The 20,335-nt window shown below is 61.4% G+C and carries 18 protein-coding genes; 17 read left to right on the forward strand and 1 reads right to left on the reverse strand.

What is annotated here, in order from left to right:
* Nucleotide 1 precedes the first annotated feature (1 nt).
* The 14 genes from waaC to DWF74_RS18665 all read left to right on the forward strand — a co-directional run bounded on the left by waaC (nucleotide 2) and on the right by DWF74_RS18665 (nucleotide 14,924).
* The gene (waaC, locus tag DWF74_RS18600; RefSeq protein ID WP_102862862.1) at nucleotides 2-1,063 is read left to right on the forward strand and encodes a lipopolysaccharide heptosyltransferase I; all 1,062 of its coding nucleotides are present in this window, start codon (nucleotides 2-4) and stop codon (nucleotides 1,061-1,063) included.
* Nucleotides 1,063-2,187: a glycosyltransferase family 4 protein gene (locus DWF74_RS18605; protein ID WP_102862863.1), complete on the forward strand. Its 1,125-nt coding sequence runs from the start codon at nucleotides 1,063-1,065 to the stop codon at nucleotides 2,185-2,187. Before waaC ends, DWF74_RS18605 begins: the two co-directional genes overlap by 1 nt.
* A complete protein-coding gene (gene rfaP, locus DWF74_RS18610) occupies nucleotides 2,184-2,990 on the forward strand; it encodes a lipopolysaccharide core heptose(I) kinase RfaP (RefSeq protein WP_115581465.1) in 807 nt (268 codons plus the stop codon). Before DWF74_RS18605 ends, rfaP begins: the two co-directional genes overlap by 4 nt.
* A complete protein-coding gene (locus DWF74_RS18615) occupies nucleotides 2,990-3,724 on the forward strand; it encodes a lipopolysaccharide kinase InaA family protein (protein ID WP_102862865.1) in 735 nt (244 codons plus the stop codon). The genes rfaP and DWF74_RS18615 overlap by 1 nt, the downstream gene beginning before the upstream one ends.
* On the forward strand, nucleotides 3,721-4,473 hold the full coding sequence (locus DWF74_RS18620) for a lipopolysaccharide kinase InaA family protein (protein WP_102862866.1): 753 nt from the start codon (nucleotides 3,721-3,723) through the stop codon (nucleotides 4,471-4,473). Before DWF74_RS18615 ends, DWF74_RS18620 begins: the two co-directional genes overlap by 4 nt.
* Nucleotides 4,473-5,927, forward strand: a complete 1,455-nt coding sequence (locus DWF74_RS18625; RefSeq protein ID WP_115581466.1) for a lipopolysaccharide kinase InaA family protein — start codon at nucleotides 4,473-4,475, stop codon at nucleotides 5,925-5,927. The genes DWF74_RS18620 and DWF74_RS18625 overlap by 1 nt, the downstream gene beginning before the upstream one ends.
* A 202-nt stretch (nucleotides 5,928-6,129) precedes the next feature.
* Nucleotides 6,130-7,887, forward strand: a complete 1,758-nt coding sequence (locus tag DWF74_RS18630; RefSeq protein ID WP_102862868.1) for a carbamoyltransferase family protein — start codon at nucleotides 6,130-6,132, stop codon at nucleotides 7,885-7,887.
* Nucleotides 7,871-9,001, forward strand: a complete 1,131-nt coding sequence (locus DWF74_RS18635; RefSeq protein ID WP_102862869.1) for a glycosyltransferase — start codon at nucleotides 7,871-7,873, stop codon at nucleotides 8,999-9,001. Before DWF74_RS18630 ends, DWF74_RS18635 begins: the two co-directional genes overlap by 17 nt.
* Nucleotides 9,001-9,897 carry an antimicrobial resistance protein Mig-14 gene (locus tag DWF74_RS18640; RefSeq protein WP_102862870.1) on the forward strand — a complete coding sequence of 299 codons (897 nt, stop codon included), beginning with the start codon at nucleotides 9,001-9,003 and terminating at the stop codon, nucleotides 9,895-9,897. The genes DWF74_RS18635 and DWF74_RS18640 overlap by 1 nt, the downstream gene beginning before the upstream one ends.
* An 8-nt stretch (nucleotides 9,898-9,905) precedes the next feature.
* Nucleotides 9,906-11,318, forward strand: a complete 1,413-nt coding sequence (locus DWF74_RS18645; protein ID WP_115581467.1) for a PIG-L deacetylase family protein — start codon at nucleotides 9,906-9,908, stop codon at nucleotides 11,316-11,318.
* A 54-nt stretch (nucleotides 11,319-11,372) separates the two neighbouring features.
* Nucleotides 11,373-12,257, forward strand: a complete 885-nt coding sequence (locus DWF74_RS18650; protein ID WP_102862872.1) for a DUF6625 family protein — start codon at nucleotides 11,373-11,375, stop codon at nucleotides 12,255-12,257.
* Nucleotides 12,254-13,408, forward strand: coding sequence for a glycosyltransferase (locus tag DWF74_RS18655; protein ID WP_102862873.1), 1,155 nt, complete (start codon nucleotides 12,254-12,256; stop codon nucleotides 13,406-13,408). The genes DWF74_RS18650 and DWF74_RS18655 overlap by 4 nt, the downstream gene beginning before the upstream one ends.
* The gene (locus DWF74_RS18660; protein ID WP_102862874.1) at nucleotides 13,405-14,289 is read left to right on the forward strand and encodes a glycosyltransferase; all 885 of its coding nucleotides are present in this window, start codon (nucleotides 13,405-13,407) and stop codon (nucleotides 14,287-14,289) included. Before DWF74_RS18655 ends, DWF74_RS18660 begins: the two co-directional genes overlap by 4 nt.
* A 14-nt stretch (nucleotides 14,290-14,303) precedes the next feature.
* Nucleotides 14,304-14,924 carry a CatB-related O-acetyltransferase gene (locus DWF74_RS18665; protein WP_115581468.1) on the forward strand — a complete coding sequence of 207 codons (621 nt, stop codon included), beginning with the start codon at nucleotides 14,304-14,306 and terminating at the stop codon, nucleotides 14,922-14,924.
* Between the two features lie 81 nt (nucleotides 14,925-15,005).
* Here DWF74_RS18665 and DWF74_RS18670 read toward each other — a convergent pair whose 3' ends face one another.
* Nucleotides 15,006-16,868, reverse strand: coding sequence for an O-antigen ligase family protein (locus DWF74_RS18670; RefSeq protein ID WP_102862876.1), 1,863 nt, complete (start codon nucleotides 16,866-16,868; stop codon nucleotides 15,006-15,008).
* Nucleotides 16,869-17,024: 156 nt separating this feature from the next.
* Here DWF74_RS18670 and msbA point away from each other — a divergent pair, with 156 nt between their 5' ends.
* The 3 genes from msbA (at nucleotide 17,025) to cysC (ending at nucleotide 20,329) form a co-directional block, all read left to right on the forward strand.
* Nucleotides 17,025-18,830, forward strand: coding sequence for a lipid A export permease/ATP-binding protein MsbA (msbA, locus tag DWF74_RS18675; protein ID WP_102862877.1), 1,806 nt, complete (start codon nucleotides 17,025-17,027; stop codon nucleotides 18,828-18,830).
* A 190-nt stretch (nucleotides 18,831-19,020) separates the two neighbouring features.
* The gene (locus DWF74_RS18680; protein ID WP_115581469.1) at nucleotides 19,021-19,725 is read left to right on the forward strand and encodes a sulfotransferase family 2 domain-containing protein; all 705 of its coding nucleotides are present in this window, start codon (nucleotides 19,021-19,023) and stop codon (nucleotides 19,723-19,725) included.
* The gene (cysC, locus tag DWF74_RS18685; RefSeq protein ID WP_115581470.1) at nucleotides 19,718-20,329 is read left to right on the forward strand and encodes an adenylyl-sulfate kinase; all 612 of its coding nucleotides are present in this window, start codon (nucleotides 19,718-19,720) and stop codon (nucleotides 20,327-20,329) included. The genes DWF74_RS18680 and cysC overlap by 8 nt, the downstream gene beginning before the upstream one ends.
* Nucleotides 20,330-20,335 lie beyond the last annotated feature (6 nt).

Below are 20,335 nucleotides of genomic sequence, written 5' to 3' on the forward strand. Positions count from 1 at the left end.
GTTGCGGGTACTGTTGATCAAGACCTCATCCCTGGGTGATGTGATTCATGCATTGCCGGCGCTGACCGATGCCGCGCGAGCGATCCCGGGGATCACGTTCGACTGGGTGGTGGAAGAAGGCTTCGCCGAGATTCCTTCCTGGCATCCGGCGGTAGGCAAGGTAATTCCAGTGGCGATCCGCCGCTGGCGCAAGAATATCTGGCAGACCATCAAGAGCGGCGAGTGGCGCCGCTTCAAGCAGAGCGTGCGCTCGACCAAGTACGACCTGGTGATCGATGCCCAGGGCCTGCTGAAAAGCGCCTGGCTGACCCGTTACGTGCGCGCCCCGGTGGCGGGGCTGGACAAGCACTCGGCCCGTGAGCCCCTGGCTTCGCGTTTCTACTCGCGACGCCTGGCGGTGGCCCGTGGGCAGCACGCCGTGGAGCGGGTGCGCCAGCTGTTCGCCGTGGCCCTGGGCTACGACCTGCCACAGGGCCTGGGCGACTACGGCCTGAATGTCGAAAAGCTGGTGGAGCTGCCGCGCAAGAATCCCTTCGTGCTGTTCCTGCACGGCACCACCTGGGACACCAAGCACTGGCCTGAGGCCTATTGGCGCGAGCTGACCGAGCGCATGGGCATGCTCGGGGTCGAGGTCAAGCTGCCCTGGGGCAATGCTGTCGAGAAGGCCCGGGCGGAGCGTATTGCCAGTGGCCTGAAAAACGCCACGGTTCTGCCCAAGCTGAACCTGGCCGGGGTCGCCAAGGTGCTGGCCGATGCCCAGGCCTGTGTGGCCGTGGACACCGGGTTGGGCCACCTGGCCGCGGCCCTGGATGTGCCGACCATATCCTTGTTTGGCCCGACCAATCCGGGCCTGACCGGTGCCTATGGCAAGGTGCAGATTCACCTGGGGAGCAACTTCCCCTGTGCGCCGTGCCTGCAGAAGAAATGCACCTACCAGCCCACTGCTGTGGATCAGCAACGCTATGACATCAAGCGCGAGTGGCCATTGTGCTTCACGCGCCTTAACCCCGAGCGTGTCGCCAGCCGACTGAGCACCTTGTTACTGGCTGAGGAGCCGCGCTGATGCAATTGGCTTTTGTCCTTTATAAGTATTTTCCCTTTGGCGGCCTGCAGCGCGACTTCATGCGCATTGCCCTGGAGTGTCAGCGCCGCGGGCACCAGATCCGCGTCTACACCCTGATCTGGGAAGGTGATGTGCCTCCTGGCTTTGAAGTGCTGGTGGCGCCGGTCAAGGCGCTGTTCAACCATCGTCGCAACGAAAAGCTCAGCGCCTGGATGGCGGCCGACCTGGCCAAGCGTCCGGTGGATCGGCTGATCGGTTTCAACAAGATGCCGGGGCTGGACGTGTACTACGCCGCCGATGGCTGCTTCGAGGACAAGGCGCAGAATCTGCGGCACTCCCTGTACCGTCGCTGGGGTCGCTACCGGCATTTCGCCGAGTACGAGCGGGCGGTGTTCGCCAAGGATGCCAAGACCGAGATCCTGATGATCTCCGAGGTTCAGCAGCCGCTGTTCATCAAGCATTACGACACCCCGCTGGAGCGCTTTCACCTGCTGCCGCCGGGCATTGCCCAGGATCGCCGCGCACCGTCCAACGCGGCCGAGATCCGCGCCGATTTCCGTCGTGAGTTCGCCTTGAAGGACGACGAGCTGCTGCTGGTGCAGATTGGCTCCGGGTTCAAGACCAAGGGCGTGGACCGCAGCCTCAAGGCGCTGGCGGCCCTGCCTTCGGCGCTGAAAAAACGCACCCGACTGTTTGTAATCGGCCAGGACGACCCCAAGGTATTCCAGGTACAAAGTGCCGCATTGGGGCTCAGCGACCAGGTGCAGTTCATGAAGGGGCGCAGTGATATTCCGCGTTTCCTGCTGGGAGCCGACCTGCTGATTCATCCGGCCTACAACGAAAATACCGGCACCGTGTTGCTCGAAGCCCTGGTGGCTGGGCTGCCGGTGCTGGTGAGCGCGGTCTGCGGCTACGCCCATTACATCGCCGAGGCCGAATGCGGTCTGGTGCTGGATGAGCCGTTCGAGCAGGCGCAGCTCAATCAATACCTCACCACCTTGTTGACCGACGACGCTGCACGCGCGACCTGGAGCCGTAATGGCCTGGCGTTCGCCGAGACGGCCGACCTTTACAGCATGCCGCAGCACGCTGCGGATGTGATTCTGGCGGAGCAACACCGATGAAGTTGATGCTTGCCGAACCCTTCAAGAGCCTCTGGGCCGGACGCGATGCGTTCGACGCTGTCGAGGGCCTGAAGGGCCAGGTCTACCGTGAGCTGGAAGCGCGCCGTACCTTGCGTACGGAAGTCGACGGTCGCGGTTATTTCGTGAAGATCCATCGCGGCATTGGCTGGGGCGAGATCGTCAAGAACCTGATCACCGCCAAGCTGCCGGTGCTTGGCGCCGGTCAGGAATGGCGGGCGCTGGAGCGTCTGCATCAGGTGGGCGTGCCGACCATGACCGCCGTGGCCTACGGCGAGCGCGGCCGCAACCCGGCGGACCAGCACTCGTTCATCGTCACCGAGGAGCTGGCGCCCACCGTCAGCCTTGAAGACTTCAGCATCGACTGGGTCAAGCAGCCGCCTGCACCGGCCCTCAAGCGCGCGCTGATCGCCGAAGTGGCGCGCATGACCGGCATGATGCACCGCGCCGGGGTCAACCACCGCGACTGCTACATCTGCCATTTCCTGTTGCACACCGATCGTCCCATCACGCCTGCGGAGCTGAAACTCTCGGTGATCGACCTGCATCGTGCCCAGACCCGGCCGAAGATCACCCTGCGCTGGCGCAACAAGGACCTGGCCGCCCTGTATTTCTCCGCCCTGGATATCGGCCTGACGCGCCGCGACAAGTTGCGCTTCCTCAAGGGCTATTTCCAGCAGCCGTTGCGGCAGATCCTGGCCGAAGAAGCGGCGCTGCTGTCCTGGCTCGAAGGCAAGGCGGAAAAACTCTACGCACGTAAGCAGCGGTACGGAGATGCACTCTGATGGCGAGTTGGAACCTGGACCCCGCTTATCAGGAGTTGACGCAAGATTTTGGCAGTCTGGACGCGGTATTTGCCCTGCAGGGCGAGCATCTGACCCGGGACCCTCTGTCGGAGGTAATTCGGGTCGAGCGCGGCGGTGTCAATTACTACGTCAAGCGCTATACCGGCGCCGGCAAGAACCTGCGGCGCTACCTGGGCAAGCCCCGGGTCAAGTTCGAATGGCAGAACCTCAAGCGCTTCGCCAAGTGGGGCATTCCCACTGCCGATGTGGTGGCCTGGGGCCTGGAGCGTCGCTGCCTGGCCTACTCCCGGGGCGCGATGATCACTCGCGAGCTGCCGCGGACCGAGGACCTGTCGGTGCTGGCCGAGCGCAACGATCCGCGGCTCAAGGATCGGCGCTGGGTCGATGGGGTGAGTCGTCAGTTGGCCGCTTATACCCGGGTCATGCATGACCATCGCTTTACCCACAATGATTTGAAGTGGCGCAACCTGCTGATCGACGATCAGGACCGGTTGTACCTGATCGACTGTCCGAACGGCGATTTCTGGCGTGGGTTCTGGCTCAAGTACCGGATCACCAAGGATCTGGCCTGCCTGGACAAGGTGGCCAAATATCATCTGTCGGCCACTCAGCGCCTGCGTTTCTATCTGCAGTATCGCCAGCGCGATCGCTTGAGTGCCGCCGACAAGGCGCGTATTCGCCACGTGGTGAGATTTTTCGAGGGGCGCGAATGACTGATTTCCTGGCGTCCGAGGAGCGTGCGCTACTGGAGCGTAACGGTCTCGGCACTTTTGACCAGTTGTGGGCTACGCAATTGGATGCGGTGGATGAGCCCAATACCAGTCGCGGCGGCAGCAGCAGCGTCTTTCGCCTGGATGTGGAAGGGCAGGGGTTCTATCTCAAGCGGCAGACCAACTACCAGACCCGGACCCTGCATCGGCCTTTCGGCGAACCGAGTTTCGCCCGGGAGTTTCGCAACATCCGGCGTTATCAGCAGTTGGGTATTCCCGCGCTGCAGGCGGTGTTCTTTGGCATGCGCAAGGTCAATGGCGAGTCTCGAGCCATACTCCTGACCCGGGCCCTGGATGGTTGGGACGATCTGGATGCGCTGCTGTCGCGTTGGGATGAGCTCAGTGAGCTTCAGCGCCAGGCGGTACTCAAGGCCTGTGGGCAACTGGCCCGGCAACTGCACAGCTTGCGTCAGGTCCATGGCTGCTTCTATCCCAAGCATATTTTCCTGCAAGGCCATGGCGAGGGTTACCGGGCGCAGTTGATCGACCTGGAGAAAACTCGGCCCTTGCTGTTCGGTCAGCGCGACCGGGTCAAGGATCTGGAACCTTTACTGCGCCGGGCTTCGGTGTGGAATGCCGACGAAGTGCGCGGCCTGTTGGCGGCCTATCTGGACCAACCCCTGGACAGTTCCCTGGTGGGCGCCTGGGCCGCTCGTCTCAGTGCTCGCAGCAGTCATAAGGAATCTCGCTGATGCGTTTGTCCGAGCTGAAAAACAGCGGGCGCAGCCCGACCCTGCCCCTGAGCATGGAGCTGGCGGACGCTGCCGGCCCGGCGCAGTTGCAGTTGCTGACCCTGTTGCGCGTGCTGCCGGGGCAGCGCTATGTCGGTGCCGGTGTCTGGCGTGGGCGTCCGGTGCTGGCCAAGTTGCTGGTGGGGCCCAAGGCAGCGCGGCATTTTCAGCGGGAATTGCAGGGTGTGCGCCTGCTGGCGGAGCAGGGGCTGACCACGCCGGTGCTGCTGGCGGACGGCTTGCAGGAAGGCGAGGGCGGCTGGTTGCTCTTCGAGTTCCTGGAAGGGGCGCCAAGCCTCGGCGACGCCTGGAAGCAGGTGGAAAAGCTGCCGGTGCTGGCCGATGAGCAGACCTCGGTGTTGGCTGAGGCCCTCGGGGCTATTGCCCAGTTGCACGCCAAGGGTCTGTGGCAGGAAGACCTGCACCTGGACAACCTGTTGCGCCATGACGGCAAGCTGCACCTGATCGATGGCGCGGGGATCTGTGTCGAAGAGGCTGGCAAGCCCCTGTCCCGGCAAAAGGTCCTGGAAAACCTGGGAGTGTTCTTCGCCCAGCTACCCAAGAGCCTGGAACCCTTCACTGAAGAGTTGCTGGTGCATTACCTGCTGAGCAATGCCGAGCACGCCTTGCCTCTGGAGGCCCTGGAGAAGCAGGTGAACAAGGTGCGTGGCTGGCGCCTGCGGGACTTTCTCAACAAGGTTGGCCGTGAGTGCACGCTGTTCAGCGTGCAGCGTGGACCTTTCGCCTTGCGTGCGATTCGCCGTGAGGAAGAGGCCGCGATGCTGCCAGTGTTGGCGCAGGCCGATGCCCTGTTGGATAAGGGGCATCTGTACAAGACTGGTGGCGCCGCCAGTGTCGGCCGGGTTGAGGCCGCGGGGCGGACCCTGGTGGTCAAGCGCTACAACATCAAGGGCTTGGCTCATTGGCTCAAGCGTTTCTGGCGCCCGAGCCGGGCCTGGCACTCCTGGCGTGAAGGCAATCGCCTGGAGTTCCTGGGGATTGCCACGCCCAGGCCCCTGGCGGTACTGGAGCAGCGTTTTCTCTGGTTGCGCCATCGCGCCTACCTGGTGACCGAGTACTTGCCTGGGCCTGACATCATTGAGCGTTTTGCGCCGTTCGTGGACAGTGGCGAGGCGCCTGAATCGGAGTTGCTGGCGCTGGATCGGCTGTTTGCCCAGTTGATCAGGGAGCGCATCAGTCATGGCGACTTCAAGGGCCACAATCTGTTCTGGCAGGAAGATCGCTGGGCCCTGATCGATCTGGATTCCATGTGTCAGCACTCCAGTCTGAGCAGCTTTGCTCCGGCATTTGCCCGGGATCGGGCACGTTTCATGCGCAACTGGCCCGAAAGCAGCAATTTGTATCAAGTGATTGATCGGCGGCTGCCCAAGACCGTCCAGAGCGCCGAGGCCTGACCTGCGACCTATGGCCGCTGCAGCTGGCAGCGGCTGCGGGCCGTGGCGTATGCGGCGCCCGGGCTTGGCGCTTGCCGCTAGAGGCTTGCTCCTGCTTTTACGTTATAATCCCGCCCTTTCGTTGTTTCTCGCCCCTTTGCGAGCACACTTTATTTTCAAGGCGCACTGCGCCCGCATGCAGACTAAACGAGGCTAGACCCCTGTGGCATTGACGATTCTTGGCCTGTCCGGCGCCCTTAGCCATGATCCTTCAGCAGCCCTGTATATCGACGGCAAACTGATTGCCGCCGCTGAAGAAGAGCGTTTCGTGCGCGACAAGCATGCAAAGAACCGCATGCCCTACGAGTCGGCGAAGTTCTGCCTGGAACAGGCCGGGATCAAGCCTTCCGACGTTGACGTGGTAGCGATTCCGTTTGCTCCGATCAGCCTGTTCGGCAAGGCTCGCTGGCATTACGCCAAGCGCTACTGGTATGCCCCGGACCGCGCCCTGGACGCGATCCTGATGGGCAACCGTCGCTACAAGCGCTATCGCAAGAAGATCGTCTGGTGCCTGGAGCAACTGGGTTTTGACCCGAAAAAGGTCAAGATCGAGCCGGTGGAGCACCACCTGGCCCACGCCTCCAGTGCCTACCACTGCTCGGGCTTCAAGGAGAAGACCGCGATCCTCGGGATCGACGGCAAGGGCGAATACGCCACTACCTTCTTCGGCTACGGCGAAAACGGCAAGATCCACAAGATCAAGGAGTTCTTCGATCCGGACTCCCTGGGCGGCCTCTATGGCGCGATCACCGAGTTTCTCGGCTTCGAAATGCTCGACGGCGAGTTCAAGGTCATGGGCATGGCGCCTTATGGCGACGCCAGCAAGTACGATTTCTCGCGCCTGGCCAGCTTTGAAAACGGCGAACTGGTGATCAACACCGACTACGCCAACGTCATTGGCCTGCGTCGCTACAAAGAGAAGGGCAAGGGTTTCTACTTCTCGCCAAAACTCATCGAGTGGCTGGGTCCCAAGCGCGAAGGCGACATCGCCGACGAGCCTTACATCCACTACGCCGCGAGCATGCAGGCGCTGTTCGAGAAACTGGCCCTGCAGATGATCGACCACTACCTGGGCGACGTCCTCAAGGAAACCGGCAAGCTGGCTTTCGCCGGCGGCTGCGCGCTGAACGTCAAGCTGAACCAGAAGATCATTGCCCGTCCTGAAGTCAAAGAGCTGTTCGTGCAGCCGGCTTCCGGCGACGCCGGCACCGCCGTGGGCGCTGCTGCGTACGTTTCCCATGCCCGTGGGGTGCCGGTAGAGAAGATGGAACACGTCTATCTCGGCCCGTCCTACAGCAACGAAGACGTGATCGCCGCCTGTGCCCGTCACCCGAACAAACCGGCCTGGCGGCAGATCGACAACACCCCGGAACGCATCGCCAAGATCATGGTCGATGGCAACCCGGTGGCCTGGTTCCAAGGCCGCATGGAGTTCGGTCCACGGGCCCTGGGCGGTCGTTCGATCATCGGTTGCCCGAGCGCCGTGGGCGTTGCCGACCGGATCAACGAGCAGATCAAGTTTCGCGAGCGCTGGAGGCCTTTCTGCCCGTCGATGCTCGACACCGTCGGTCCGCAGATGATCAAGGTCGACCACCCGGCGCCGTTCATGACCTTCACCTTCGAAGTGGCTGAAGAGTGGAAGACCCGGGTGCCGGAAGTGGTTCACGAAGACGGTACATCCCGGGCCCAGGTGCTCAAGCGCGAATACAACCCGCGCTACTACGACATGATGAAGGCCCTGGAAGTCCTGACCGGTAACGGCGTGTCGCTGAACACCTCGTTGAACCGTCGTGGCGAGCCGATGATCTGCTCGCCGACCGACGCCCTGAACATGTTCTACGGTTCCGATCTGCAGTACCTGATCATGGAAGACATTCTGGTGGTCAAAGACGGCGTGGACCCTTATGACACGCTCGGCTGAACGCCATGTGCTGCAGTTTTGCCACGGCTATGACGGGCCGTTCCTGGACTGCGCCCGGCAATACGCCAACTTGTTCGCGGGCAGCGGCTATCGGGTGACCACGGTGTTTCTCACCGGGGCCGCCGATGCCGAAGTGGCTGCCGGTTGTGCGTCCGATGAAGTGCTGTTCATGGAATACAGCTCCAAGGCCATTCGTGGCCTCAAGCTGGGTGCCATTCGTGACCTGCGCAAGATTGCCGCCTCGCGCAATTTCAGCTTTTGCATCGCTCATCGTTTCAAGCCGATCTACATCGCTTTGTTGGGCACCCGCTTGCCGGTAGTGGGTGTCCATCACGCCTTTTCCGACTACAAGCGCCGAAGCCGGCAGATCTTCGCTGGACTGTTTCGCAAGCGCCTGAGCCTGTTGGGGGTCTCTGATGCGGTGCGCGACGACATGCGTGCCTGCCTGCCCAAATGGCCTGCGGCGCGTATCCAGACCCTGTACAACCGCATCGACCTGGAAGCCTTGCAGGCCAGCCAGCTGGACGCAGCCCAGGCCCGCAGCGAGCTGGGCCTGTCCGCGGATGCCTGGATTGTCGGCAACGTCGGACGCCTGCACCCGGACAAGGATCAGGCCACTTTGCTGCGGGGCTTTGCCGCCGCCGTGCCGCAATTGCCGCAGCAGAGTCAGTTGGCGATCCTGGGGACCGGGCGCCTGGAGAAGGATCTGAAATCCCTGGCCCGTGAACTGGGCGTGGCTGATCGCGTGCTGTTCCTCGGGCAGGTGCCGGACGCTCGGCGCTATTTCCGTGCGTTCGACGTATTTGCCTTGAGCTCCGATCACGAACCCTTCGGCATGGTCCTGCTGGAAGCCATGGCGGCCGGTGTGCCCTTGCTGGCCACCGCCTGCGGCGGTGCAAAGGAAGTGGTAGAGGGTGTGGGCATTCTGTTCCCCCTGGGAGACGCCGAGCACATGGCTCAAGGCCTGCAGCACCTGGCCGCGATGGATGACCATCAGCGCCGGGTCTGTGCCGAGTTGATGCTCGATCGCTTGCGCGAGCGTTTCTCCGACCGTGCTGTACGGGACGTATTCTGGCGTTTGCCGCAAGTCACCGATCTGACCGCGAGGGGCTGATGCTCAATCGATTTCAAGGCTGGCGCGAACGTGGCTGGTCAGTCATTGACGCGTCGACCTATGCCGATGCCTGGCAGCGCTTTGGTGGCAGTGTGGCGACCCATCCGTTGGTGGTGGAGCAACTGGCGGACCTGGCGCAGATTCCCGTGCGTTATCTGGCCTGGGAACAGGACGGCCATCTGCAGGCGGCCATTGCCACCTGGGGGCGGGACCTGGCGCTGTCCAAGGACGTGCTCAAGCGAGCCGGCAAGAAGGGCCTGTTTGATATCGGCAATGCCGAGTTGATCCTTCCGGCAGCGGCCGATGCTCAGGTGCCACTGCGTCATCGTGGGCGCTACCTGTCTGCGCTTAACGAAGGGCGCTTCAGCACCCTCAAGCCTCAGGCCGAACAATTGGCCATGGCCCGTACCCCCGAAGAGTTGTCGAAGAAGTTTCGCTACAACCAGCGCCGTGAACTGCGTCTGCTGGAGGAGGCGGGCGGGGTGGTGCGTGCGGTCAGTGATTTCACCAGCGCTGAACTGGCGGCCATCTACTGTGACCTGTTCCAGCGCCGCTGGGGCTTTGCGGCCACTGGCGCCGAGCGCATGGCCGAGGTGTTGGAACGCTTGCGCGAGCTGCTGATCGGCTCGGTGATTTTCCTCAACGATGCGCCGATTGCCGTGCAGTTGATCTACCGGGTCGAAGCGCCGCAGTGGATCAGCGTGGAGTATGTAAACGGTGGTGTTGACCCACAGACGCGTGAGTTCAGTCCGGGGAGCGTGCTGAGCTTCCTCAACACCCAGAGTGCCTGGGAACAGGCTCGGGCCCTGGACAAACCGCTGCGTTTCTCCTTTGGCCGCGCCGACCGTGAGTACAAGGACCGTTGGTGCAATCCGGTGCCGGTTTTTCAGGTGTGAGGCCGTCCATGAGTCGCAAACAGCAACTGCTCAAGCGCCACCGGCGCAATAAACGAATCGCCCTGTTGGTGGGGCTGGTGCTGTTGCTGCTGATTGGCGTGCTGGTGGCCTGGTGGTTGCCGCTGCTGCTGGCCGTTCTTGGCTGGCTGGCCCATGAGGCCTGGTTTGCCGATCACCTGTTCTACTCGCCCAAGGACGACTACTGCTATGACTTTGGCAGCGATGCTCGGCAGCTCGCAGTGCGCCTGGAGGCGGGGCGCCTGCTGCTGGACTCGGTGCCGGAACTGGCGGCGGACGAGACACTGATTCTTGGGGTGCAGGTCAAGAGTTCCTGGATCGGACGTTTTCTCGATCCGGCCATTGAGGTGCTGGGCGGCCCGACGCTCGACCGCCAGGCGTTCGAGCGGGGCGTCGATGGCCTGCGTTATCTCAACCTTAGCGGCCTGACTGGCCCGCTGCTCGGCGGCGAGCTGCAGCTGCGTGGGCGATTCTGTCGGATTCAGGTCCAGCCGCAGTTGATGGCCTGGCGCGACCCCGACTACCGACGCCAGCGAGTGATGGTGATTGCGCCCCATGCCGACGATGCTGAACTGGCAGCCTTTGGCTTGTACAGCCAGGCTGACGAAGCCTGGATCGTGACCCTGACAGCGGGGGAAATCGAGGCCGAGCATTATCAGGCCATGGGTATGAACGCTGCCGAGGCAGCGCGAATCAAGGGCCGTTTGCGAGCCTGGGACAGTATCGCTGTGCCGCGTTGGGCGGGAGTGCCTGAAGCGCACTGCGTACAGCTGGGGTACTTCTGTCTGCAACTGCCTGCCATGCAGGCCGCGCCGCAACAGCCGGTGGCCTCGCGTGAGGCGCAGTTGAGCGATATCCGCCTGTTCCGCCAGTTCAATCCGTTCCCGCTACCAGCCGATCGGGATGGGCTGCCGACCTGGGACAACCTGTTGGCTGATCTGCGCGAGCTGCTGCTCAAGGCGCGGCCCGAAGTGCTGGTGCTGCCCCATCCGTCACTGGACCCTCATCCTGACCATATCTGTGCCCAGGCGGCGGTGATGCAGGCGCTGGAGGGGTTGGACTGGCAGCCGACCACCGTGCTTGGCTATGCCAATCACCTGCATGACAACGACCGCTGGCCAATGGGTGATTCGGGGGCGGGCATTGCTTTGCCGCCGGTGTTCGATTCGACGACAGAGTTGCGTCCCTGGTGTTTGCCACTGTCCCAGGTAGAGCAATATGACAAGGCCATGGCCTTGGGCATGATGCATGACCTGCAGCCGAGAATGCCGTTCAAGCGGCGTCTGCGCAGGTCGATACAATGGCTTCTGGCTAGTAGAGTGCCTTCGACCCTGGGAGAGAATGAGTTCTTTCGCAAGGCAGTGCGGCGGCATGAACTGTTCTGGCTGTTGCGGCAGCGATAAAACCGGCATAAACACAGGAATCTGTTGTGCCCCTAACCTGACAGCGAGTCTTTTGTGATCAATCCACGCCCGCGAATCCTGTTTCTCATGCCCTATTTCGGGCGCTGGCCATTCTGGCTGCCGTTTTTTCTCGAAAGCTGCCGACGCAATCCGGACATCGACTGGTTGTTTTTCAGCGATTGTGGGATTCCGGAGAATCTGCCGCCGAACGTCCAGTTTGAAAGCATCAGCTTTGCTGATTATTGCGCCTTGGTGTCGCAGCGCCTGAACATCGATTTTGCGCCCAATGCAGCTTACAAGCTCTGTGATATCAGGCCTGCAATGGGTTATATCCATATTGATCGGCTGCAGGGCTACGACTTTTGGGCTTTCGGCGATATCGATCTGGTCTACGGTGACCTGCGGGCCTACTTCACCGCAGATCGTTTGGCGAAGTATGACCTGTTCTCCACCCACGAGCGTCGCGTCGCTGGGCACTTGTGCCTGATACGCAACAGCGCCCGCCAGCTTGAATTGTTCAGGCAGATCAAGGATTGGCAGACGCGCTTTACCGACCAGCAGCATCATGCACTGGATGAAGGGGCGTTCAGTCGAATTTTTCTCTGGCGCAAGAATTTCCCGAAGCCGCTGTTCAAGCTGGTGGGCAAGTTCAATCCATGGCGTCGTCGCAGCGAGTTCACTGAGGCGTTCAGCACGCCGGGCGGAGTGATCGACTGGCATGACGGCAGTCGTGATTTTCCAACGCGCTGGTACTGGAAGGAGGGGCATCTGACCAATGACCGCGACGGCGACCGCAGTTTTCCGTATTTCCACTTTGTGTGTTGGAAGCGCAATGAGTGGTCGGATTTGCCTGAGCAGGATGCCAAGGTGGTCCAGGCCCTGGCCAGCGAGTCTTCCTGGGTCATCGATGCCACAGGCTTCCACCGGGGAGAGTTATGAGTCAGCGCTTCAAGGTCCTGCAATTGCAGCCGGACTACAACGTCAAATCCCACGACTTCGCCGACCTGGCGGAGCAGATCGTCAAGGCCTTGCCGGCTGACCGGTACGAGATGACGGCGGCCTTCCTGCGTGGGCGACCCGGGCCGGCTGATCCGGTCAGCCGGGCCGATCATTCGGTGTATTTCGAGTTTTCCGACAAGGCCCTGAAAGGCATGCGTCTGCGGGCCATGTGGCGGTTGTATCAATTCTGCCGCAAGGAAAAGTTCGATGTGGTGATCTGCAATCGCTTCAAGCCGGTGAACATGATGCTGACCCTCAACCGTTGGTTGAAGGTCCCCCTGTGCATTGGCATCTCCCATGGTTTCGGTGAGTACGACCGGCTTTACCGGCGGCGCCAGACCCAGCGCCTGATCGACCGGCACTGGCGTTTTGTCGGTGTATCGCCCGCGGTCAAGCAGTACCTGCTGGATTGCCGGTGCGGTTTCACCGACCAGAACACCTGGGCGATCACCAACGCCATCGATATCGAACAGGCCGAAGCCTTGCAGCACTCCCGCGAGCGCTCTCGTGAGTTGTTGGGGCTGGACCCTTCCGTGCGCCTGATCGGTGCTCTGGGGCGCCTGGTGCCGGTCAAGGGCCACACTTACCTGCTGCAGGCATTTGCTCAGCTCAAGGACAAGTACCCACAGACTCAGTTGGCGATCATTGGCGCCGGGCGCGAAGAGGCCAATCTGCGCGCCGAGATCGAGCGTCTGGGCCTGCAGGGCCGGGCCCACCTGCTGGGCTTCAAGGAGAACGCACTGCAGTATGTGCGTGCCTTCGATATCTGGACCATGCCGTCATTGGCCGAAGGCTTGGGCCTGGCGTTGCTGGAAGGCATGAGCGGGCAGTTGCCGGTGATCGCTTCCAATGTACCGGCCATGCTGCCGCTGATTGAAGGGGCCGGTGGCCTGGCGGTTGAGCCGGCCAATGTGCCGGCGCTGACGGCGGCACTGGACAATTACCTGGGGCTCTCCGATGAGGCGTTGGCCGACAAGGGCCAGCAAGCGTATCGCTATCTACAAAAAGAACATGATATCGAGGTGTTCCGCGAGGAATACCGGCAATTGATCGACTCGGGATTGAGTCAGGCGGGCAAGAGGCAGCAATGACAGACCAGCAACCTGTGGTGACGGTAATCATCGCCTCCTACAACCACGCACCCTATATCGAGCAGAGCATTCTCAGCGTGCTCAACCAGACCTATTCGAACATCGAACTGCTGGTGGTGGATGACGGTTCCAGCGATGACAGCGTCGAGCGTATCCGGCGTTTGCAGGCTTTGCATGGTTTCGACTTCCGCGTCCAGCAGAATCAGGGGCTGACCAATACCCTCAATGGCGCCATCGCTCGGGCCAAGGGCAGCCTGATCGTGCCCTTCGGCTCCGACGACATTATGCTGCCCGAACGTATCGCGACTCAGGTGGCCTACCTGGACGGCAAGCCGGAGGTCGGGATCTGCGCCGGCAATATCGAGTTGATCGACAGCGATGGCAACCCGTTTCCCGAAAATCGCCAGCGCCGTGATGTACCGTTCCGGCGTCTGGATTTCGATGACATGTTCCTTGAGCGCAAGCCTTACCCGCCTGCGCCGACGTTGATGATTCGCCGCGAGGCACTGGAGAAGGTCGGTGGTTTCGACCCGAATATCCGCCTTGAGGACTTGTTGATCGAGCTGAAGATCACCCATGCGGGCTACTTTATCGACGGCTTGAACGTAGTGATGGCGCGTTATCGCAAGCACGCCACCAACTCCTACAAGAACAACCGCTTCATGATCGACAACATCCTGCGCACCTACGCTCTGTTCAGTGAGCATCCGCTGTACGAGGAGGTTCGCTACAAGTTCCTCAGTTCGATGTTCCTCAAGGTGTCCAATCGCGATCGGAAACTGGCTCGCGAATTGTTGGCACAGATTCCGTTCAAGGCCTGGAACAAGAAAACCTGGCGTGGGTTGGGCCGCTTGTATTTTTCGCCGCTGGAAAAAGACTGAAGGGGCGCCGGAGCATGGGCTGGATTCAACGCTTTCTTGAAAAGCGCGCCAAGCGTGCGATCCGCAAACTGCCGAAAATCGAACGCGGCGTGGTGCGCTTCCAACAGCGTTATCCGGGGTACAGCATTGGCCGCGGCAGTTATGGCGTGCCTGAGGTGCATGACTGGCAGGAAGGTTCGACCCTGAGCATCGGTGCTTACTGCTCGATCGCCGAAGGCGTGCAGATTTTTCTTGGTGGTCACCACCGTGCGGATTGGGTCAGCACCTACCCCTTTCCCGCAATGCTGCCCCAGGCCGCGCATATCAGCGGTTACGCCGGCACCAATGGCGATGTGCGGGTGGGCAGTGATGTATGGCTGTGCTCCAACAGCACACTGTTGTCCGGTGTGACCATCGGCCATGGCGCGATTGTCGCGGCGGGGGCTCTGGTCACCAAGGATGTGGAACCCTATGCGGTGGTCGGTGGCAATCCGGCGCGCTTCCTGCGGTGGCGCTTCCCCGAAGAACAGCGCCAGCAGTTGTTGCAGAGTGCCTGGTGGGACTGGCCGGAAGCCGAGTTGCACGGGCTTGCCGACAAGCTGTGCAGTGATGATATCGAAGGCTTCCTGGCTTATGCCCGGCAGCGTCAGGCCTGACGTTCAGCGGCTCAATTCCCTGTGACCTGATTCCCTGACAGCCTTGTGCGACTGTCAGGGTGCAGATGTGGGTGCAGGGTTTCAGTGAGCGCCTTGGCGCTCGTCGCTCGCAGGCAGTTGCTTCAGCAGGCCGGTTGCACGGGACATCGAGGTAGGCAGCGCATACCCCGCCTGTAGTGCATTCAGGTGCTCCTGGAACAGCCAGTTACTGTCTTCGCTATAGCGCTGCATGTGCCGCAGATTGCGCTGGCGCAGTGAAGTTCTCAGCGAGGAGGGGTAAACCCGCAGATCGGCAAGATCGATCAGGCCGAATTCGCCGTTCTCCAGGACCAGCACATTGGCCAGGTGAAGCGAGCGAAAGTACACCCCCTGTTCATGCAGTCGAGCCATGAACGTACCGAAGTCCTTGATCAGTTGGGCACGCTCTTCTGCCGAGCCTGCCAATTGCAGGCGCTGGCGTAGGGTCTGCCCAGGCAGTGGCTGGTAGCGCACGGCGTTGCTGCCGTCGGCAAGTCGGTACAGGCCCAGGATGACCGGGGTGGTAATGCCCAGATCACGCAGTTGCTCGCTGTTTGCGGCAAAGCGCTCGGAGTAGGGGTTGAACCCTCCCGAGGTGTACCAGCGACGAGGGCGGAACAGCTTGAAGAAACTGCCATCCTCCAGACGCAGGACCTTGGGCCCCAGGCCATCGGCTTCGATGACCTGGGCATTGGCGAGCAGTTGTTCGGCTGCGGCCGGGGTCAGCGAGGCTACCTGCAGGGGCGGCGAACGTCTGGCGCGCTGGTGAATGCACAGGGCGGCGATCATGGCCAGGGGGATCCACAGCAGGAACCAGTGCTCCTTTGGACGCGAAAGAATCCCGCCGCCTTCTGTCAGGCCGGCGCCAATGCCAAAGACCAACCAGCTGGAAGCCAGGATCAGCAAGGGTGTGGTGCGAAGCTGCCAGCTCTTGAGCAGGGCCCAGACCTGCATGAACAGCCACGGCAGCAGGCCGAAGATGCCCACATAGTAGAGAACCCCCAGGGCGAAGTTGTGTGGCTCTTCCAGGAGGAAGCCGATACCCGGGTCCAGGGACAGGCTGGCGTTATAGCCATGACCGATCCAGGGATGATTGACGATCTGCTCCAGCGCCAGGCGCCAGAGGTCGAAGCGCGAAGAGCTGCCACGCTCCAGAAGCATCTGCGAGAACAGGAGCAGGACCGCCGCGCCGCCTACTGCCATGCCCGCAAGCAACATCAACGAGCGGCGGTTCCAGCTGATGAGGCTCAGCCAGAGAGCGGCCAGGGTCAGCGCCACCAAGGGCGTCCTGGAGCCGGTGGCAATCAGTGCGGCAAACATGATGGCCATTGCCGGAATGCTCAGCCAGAGCATCTGGTAGCGGCGACAGGTCATGCTCAGGCTCAGCCAGTAGACGCAGAAGAAACCGAAGACGTGGGAGCTCAGCAGCGGATTGTCAAAGGCTCCGGCACCCACCATGCGCAGATCGGGGGTGTGGTAGCGAACGAAGACGTACAGATTGAAGATCGAGGCGAGCAGGGCAACGATCGCCGCGCAGAAGATCAGTGGCTGCACTATGTCATTGCGATAGCGCACCAGCAGGGTACAGCCGGCGAACAGCATCAGCGTATGCAAAGGGGTCTTGATCTCTCCCATCACGCTGTCGACAGCCGGGCTCCAGGCCAGACTGACGATGGCCCAGGTACAGAACAGCAGCATGGCGATGAAGATAGGTTCGCGCAGCAGTCCTTTCAGTTCGCTGGGGCGTGCACACAGGGCAATCAGCGTCGGGATGCTGAACAGGCCGTAGTACAGCTTGTGCAACTGACTGCGGCCGGGGAGGAAAAACAGCGCGCAGAGCAGCAATAGATACCCTAGCGGCAGAATCCACAGGCAAATGAAATCGAATACTCGATTCGACGTGTTGCGAAGAGCGTTGGGTTGCATGCTTAGACGTTCATCCCGGAAGTTAAGCCGGCAATCATAGCGATTAATACCGAGTGGTGTCGTTGGTCAGCTGAACAATCTCGGTCCCTTGGGAGTGCCGGTACCTCGAACAAGCTGTGCTAAAGTCAGCCTCCTTTTTGACGACATTCCCGTGATATGACCGACTCCAGTCCCAGCGCAAGCCCTTCGAGCTTGAAAATCTACTTCCGTCTGCTTGGCTATGTGCGGCCCTATATTGGTCTGTTTCTCATCAGCATCGTCGGGTTCCTGATCTTCGCTTCGACCCAGCCCATGCTCGGCTACATCCTCAAGTATTTCGTCGATGGCCTGTCCAATCCCGAGGCTGCGCTGTTTCCCACTGTGCCCTACCTGCGAGACATGCGGCTGCTGCAGGCGGTGCCACTGTTGATCGTGCTGATCGCTGCCTGGCAGGGCCTGGGTTCCTACCTGGGCAACTACTTCCTGGCCAAGGTTTCCCTGGGCTTGGTGCATGACCTGCGGGTGCAGTTGTTCAACAACCTGTTGACCTTGCCCAACCGCTACTTCGACAAGCACAACTCGGGACACCTGATCTCGCGCATCACGTTCAACGTGACCATGGTGACGGGGGCCGCGACCGATGCGATCAAGGTGGTGATCCGCGAAGGCATGACGGTGATCTTCCTGTTTGCCTCGTTGTTGTGGATGAACTGGCGCCTGACCCTGGTGATGATTGCCATCCTGCCGCTGATTGCGATCATGGTGCGTACCGCCAGCAAGAAATTCCGCAAGCAAAGCAAGAAGATCCAGGTGGCCATGGGCGACGTGACTCACGTTGCCTCGGAAACCATCCAGGGCTATCGCGTGGTGCGCAGCTTTGGCGGCGAGACCTATGAGCAGCAGCGCTTTCTGGCGGCCAGCCAGGGCAACACCGACAAGCAACTGCGCATGACCCGCACCGGCGCGATCTACACGCCGCTGCTGCAACTGGTGATCTACAGCGCCATGGCGGTGCTGATGTTCCTGGTCCTGTACCTGCGTGGCGATGCGTCGGCGGGGGAAATGGTGGCCTACATCACCATGGCCGGGTTGCTGCCCAAGCCCATTCGTCAGCTGTCGGAAGTCAGTTCCACCATCCAGAAAGGCGTGGCCGGCGCGGAAAGCATCTTCGAACAGTTGGACGTCGAGCCCGAGGTCGATCATGGCACGGTGGAACACGCCAGCATCAGCGGACACCTGGAAGTGCGTAACCTGAGCTTCACCTATCCAGGTACCGAGCGTCAGGTGCTGGACGACATCAGCTTCAGCGTCGAGCCCGGAAAAATGGTCGCCCTGGTGGGGCGTTCCGGCAGCGGCAAGTCGACCCTGGCCAACCTGATCCCGCGCTTCTATCACCATGACAAGGGCCAGATCCTTCTGGACGGCACCGAGGTTGAAGATTACCGCCTGCTGAACCTGCGTCGGCATATCGCCCAGGTTACCCAGCACGTCACCCTGTTCAGCGACACCGTGGCCAACAACATTGCCTATGGCGACCTGGCCGGGGCACCGCGGGCTGACATCGAAAAGGCCGCGGCCGACGCCTACGCCATGGACTTCATCGCCCAGTTGCCAGAAGGCCTCGACACTCAGGTGGGGGAGAACGGCGTGCTGCTTTCGGGTGGCCAGCGTCAGCGCCTGGCGATTGCCAGGGCTTTGCTGAAGAACGCTCCGCTGCTGATTCTCGACGAGGCCACCTCGGCCCTGGACACCGAGTCCGAGCGGCATATCCAGGCTGCCCTGGACAAGGTCATGAAGGGACGTACCACCCTGGTGATTGCGCACCGTCTGTCCACTATCGAGAAGGCGGACATGATCCTGGTCATGGATCAGGGACGGATTGTCGAGCGCGGCACTCATGCCCAGTTGCTGGCCCAGAATGGCTACTACTCGCGGTTGCATGCCATGGGGCTGGAAGAGCCCGCACCCACCGGGATCGCCTGAGTCTTTCCGGGGAGCGAGCCCGCTCGTTCCCCGGAGCCTCCAGGGTGTGCAAGGCACCTTGGCATCATTTGTATGACCCGTCTTACAGTCTTGACCAAGGCTAAATAATTCTGCGTTTCACGCTTGTTATGGTTCCCGCCTGAATCTTCGAATGGATCGAGAGGGCCATCCTTCTCGCGTGGGTACCGCAATGCTGCAACGTTTTGTGTGGAAGTTATTACCCAAGACCCAGCGTCATTTCCTGTTGGGTCGCCTGTCGGTGGTGGATCGTCAGGTGGTGAACAAGTCCATGTCCGCCAATGTGCGGTTCCCTGATGCTTTTGCCCGTCATTCCTGTCTGTTTATCCATGTTCCCAAGTGTGCCGGCAGCAGCGTCTGTTCGGCCCTGTTCGACGGGTGGATGCCGGGGCACCTGCCGTTGTACTGGTATGAGCAACAGTTCCCCCGGGCGTTTTCCAGCAGCTTCAAGTTCGCCTTCGTCCGCGATCCCCTGGAACGCGCCTATTCGGCCTATGCCTTTTTGCGGGGCAACCGCCTGGGGCGGCGGGATCAGGCGGCCCAGAGCCTGGTGACGCACTACCGGGACTTCGACGACTTTGTCGGCCGCTGGCTGCGCTCGGAGAACATCCACAGGCAGATGCATTTCGCGCCCCAGAGCGACTTCCTCACCGACTCCCTGGGGCGCCTGGCCCTGGACTTCATCGGCTATCAGGAATACCTGCAACGTGACTTCCAGCTGCTGTGCCAGCAGTTGGGGGTCGATGCCCAACTGCCCCATGTCAACGGCACTGCTCAACGCCGCACTACCCCTGTCAGGGAATTCTGCTCGGTACGCACCCGTCGCCTGGTGCGCCGTGTCTATCAACGCGACTACGAGATGCTGGGTTATGAATAAGCTCGCTTGTGCGCCTTTGGAGCAACTGCAGATCCGCCCCTACAGCCTGTCGCTGTCCATCGAGGCCCGGGCCGCCCTCAAGCGGCAGAAGCCCTGTTGTCTATGGCTGACGGGCCTGTCGGGGGGCGGTAAGTCGACCCTGGCCAACCTGCTGGAACTGCGCCTCAACGAGTTGGGCATGCATACCTTCGTCCTTGATGGCGACAATGTGCGCAGTGGGCTGTGCCGTGACCTGGGAATGGGGGCCGAGGCACGCAAGGAAAATATCCGCCGCATGGCCGAGGTGGCGCGGCTGATGGTGGAGGCTGGGCTGTTGGTGATCGTGTCGGCGATTTCACCGTTTCGCGCCGATCGTGATGCTGCCCGGGCGCTGTTCGGGGCTGGACAGTTTATTGAGGTGTACATCAGCACGCCGTTCCAGGCCTGTGCCCAGCGTGACCCCAAGGGCCTGTATCAGGCGGCCCTGGAGGGCCGTATCAAGGATTTCACCGGGCTCGACAGTCCGTATGAAGCGCCGTTGCAAGCCGATTGCGAGATCGATACGTCCTGCGTGGAGTTGCCGGAGGCGATCCGCCGGCTGCTGCAACTGCTGGCGTGCAAATGAATCGTA

The sequence above is a fragment of the Pseudomonas protegens genome (assembly GCF_003363755.1).
GTDB classification, from domain to species: domain Bacteria; phylum Pseudomonadota; class Gammaproteobacteria; order Pseudomonadales; family Pseudomonadaceae; genus Aquipseudomonas; species Aquipseudomonas danubii.

Coding starts and splice junctions, on each gene's coding strand:
- DWF74_RS18665 (WP_115581468.1), top strand. CDS start 14,304: ATGGGCTGGATTCAACGCTTTCTTGAAAAGCGCGCCAAGCGTGCGATC.
- DWF74_RS18660 (WP_102862874.1), top strand. CDS start 13,405: ATGACAGACCAGCAACCTGTGGTGACGGTAATCATCGCCTCCTACAAC.
- DWF74_RS18635 (WP_102862869.1), top strand. CDS start 7,871: ATGACACGCTCGGCTGAACGCCATGTGCTGCAGTTTTGCCACGGCTAT.
- DWF74_RS18615 (WP_102862865.1), top strand. CDS start 2,990: ATGGCGAGTTGGAACCTGGACCCCGCTTATCAGGAGTTGACGCAAGAT.
- rfaP (WP_115581465.1), top strand. CDS start 2,184: ATGAAGTTGATGCTTGCCGAACCCTTCAAGAGCCTCTGGGCCGGACGC.
- DWF74_RS18670 (WP_102862876.1), bottom strand. CDS start 16,868: ATGCAACCCAACGCTCTTCGCAACACGTCGAATCGAGTATTCGATTTC.
- DWF74_RS18645 (WP_115581467.1), top strand. CDS start 9,906: ATGAGTCGCAAACAGCAACTGCTCAAGCGCCACCGGCGCAATAAACGA.
- cysC (WP_115581470.1), top strand. CDS start 19,718: ATGAATAAGCTCGCTTGTGCGCCTTTGGAGCAACTGCAGATCCGCCCC.
- DWF74_RS18640 (WP_102862870.1), top strand. CDS start 9,001: ATGCTCAATCGATTTCAAGGCTGGCGCGAACGTGGCTGGTCAGTCATT.
- DWF74_RS18680 (WP_115581469.1), top strand. CDS start 19,021: ATGCTGCAACGTTTTGTGTGGAAGTTATTACCCAAGACCCAGCGTCAT.
- DWF74_RS18620 (WP_102862866.1), top strand. CDS start 3,721: ATGACTGATTTCCTGGCGTCCGAGGAGCGTGCGCTACTGGAGCGTAAC.
- DWF74_RS18655 (WP_102862873.1), top strand. CDS start 12,254: ATGAGTCAGCGCTTCAAGGTCCTGCAATTGCAGCCGGACTACAACGTC.
- DWF74_RS18605 (WP_102862863.1), top strand. CDS start 1,063: ATGCAATTGGCTTTTGTCCTTTATAAGTATTTTCCCTTTGGCGGCCTG.
- msbA (WP_102862877.1), top strand. CDS start 17,025: ATGACCGACTCCAGTCCCAGCGCAAGCCCTTCGAGCTTGAAAATCTAC.
- DWF74_RS18625 (WP_115581466.1), top strand. CDS start 4,473: ATGCGTTTGTCCGAGCTGAAAAACAGCGGGCGCAGCCCGACCCTGCCC.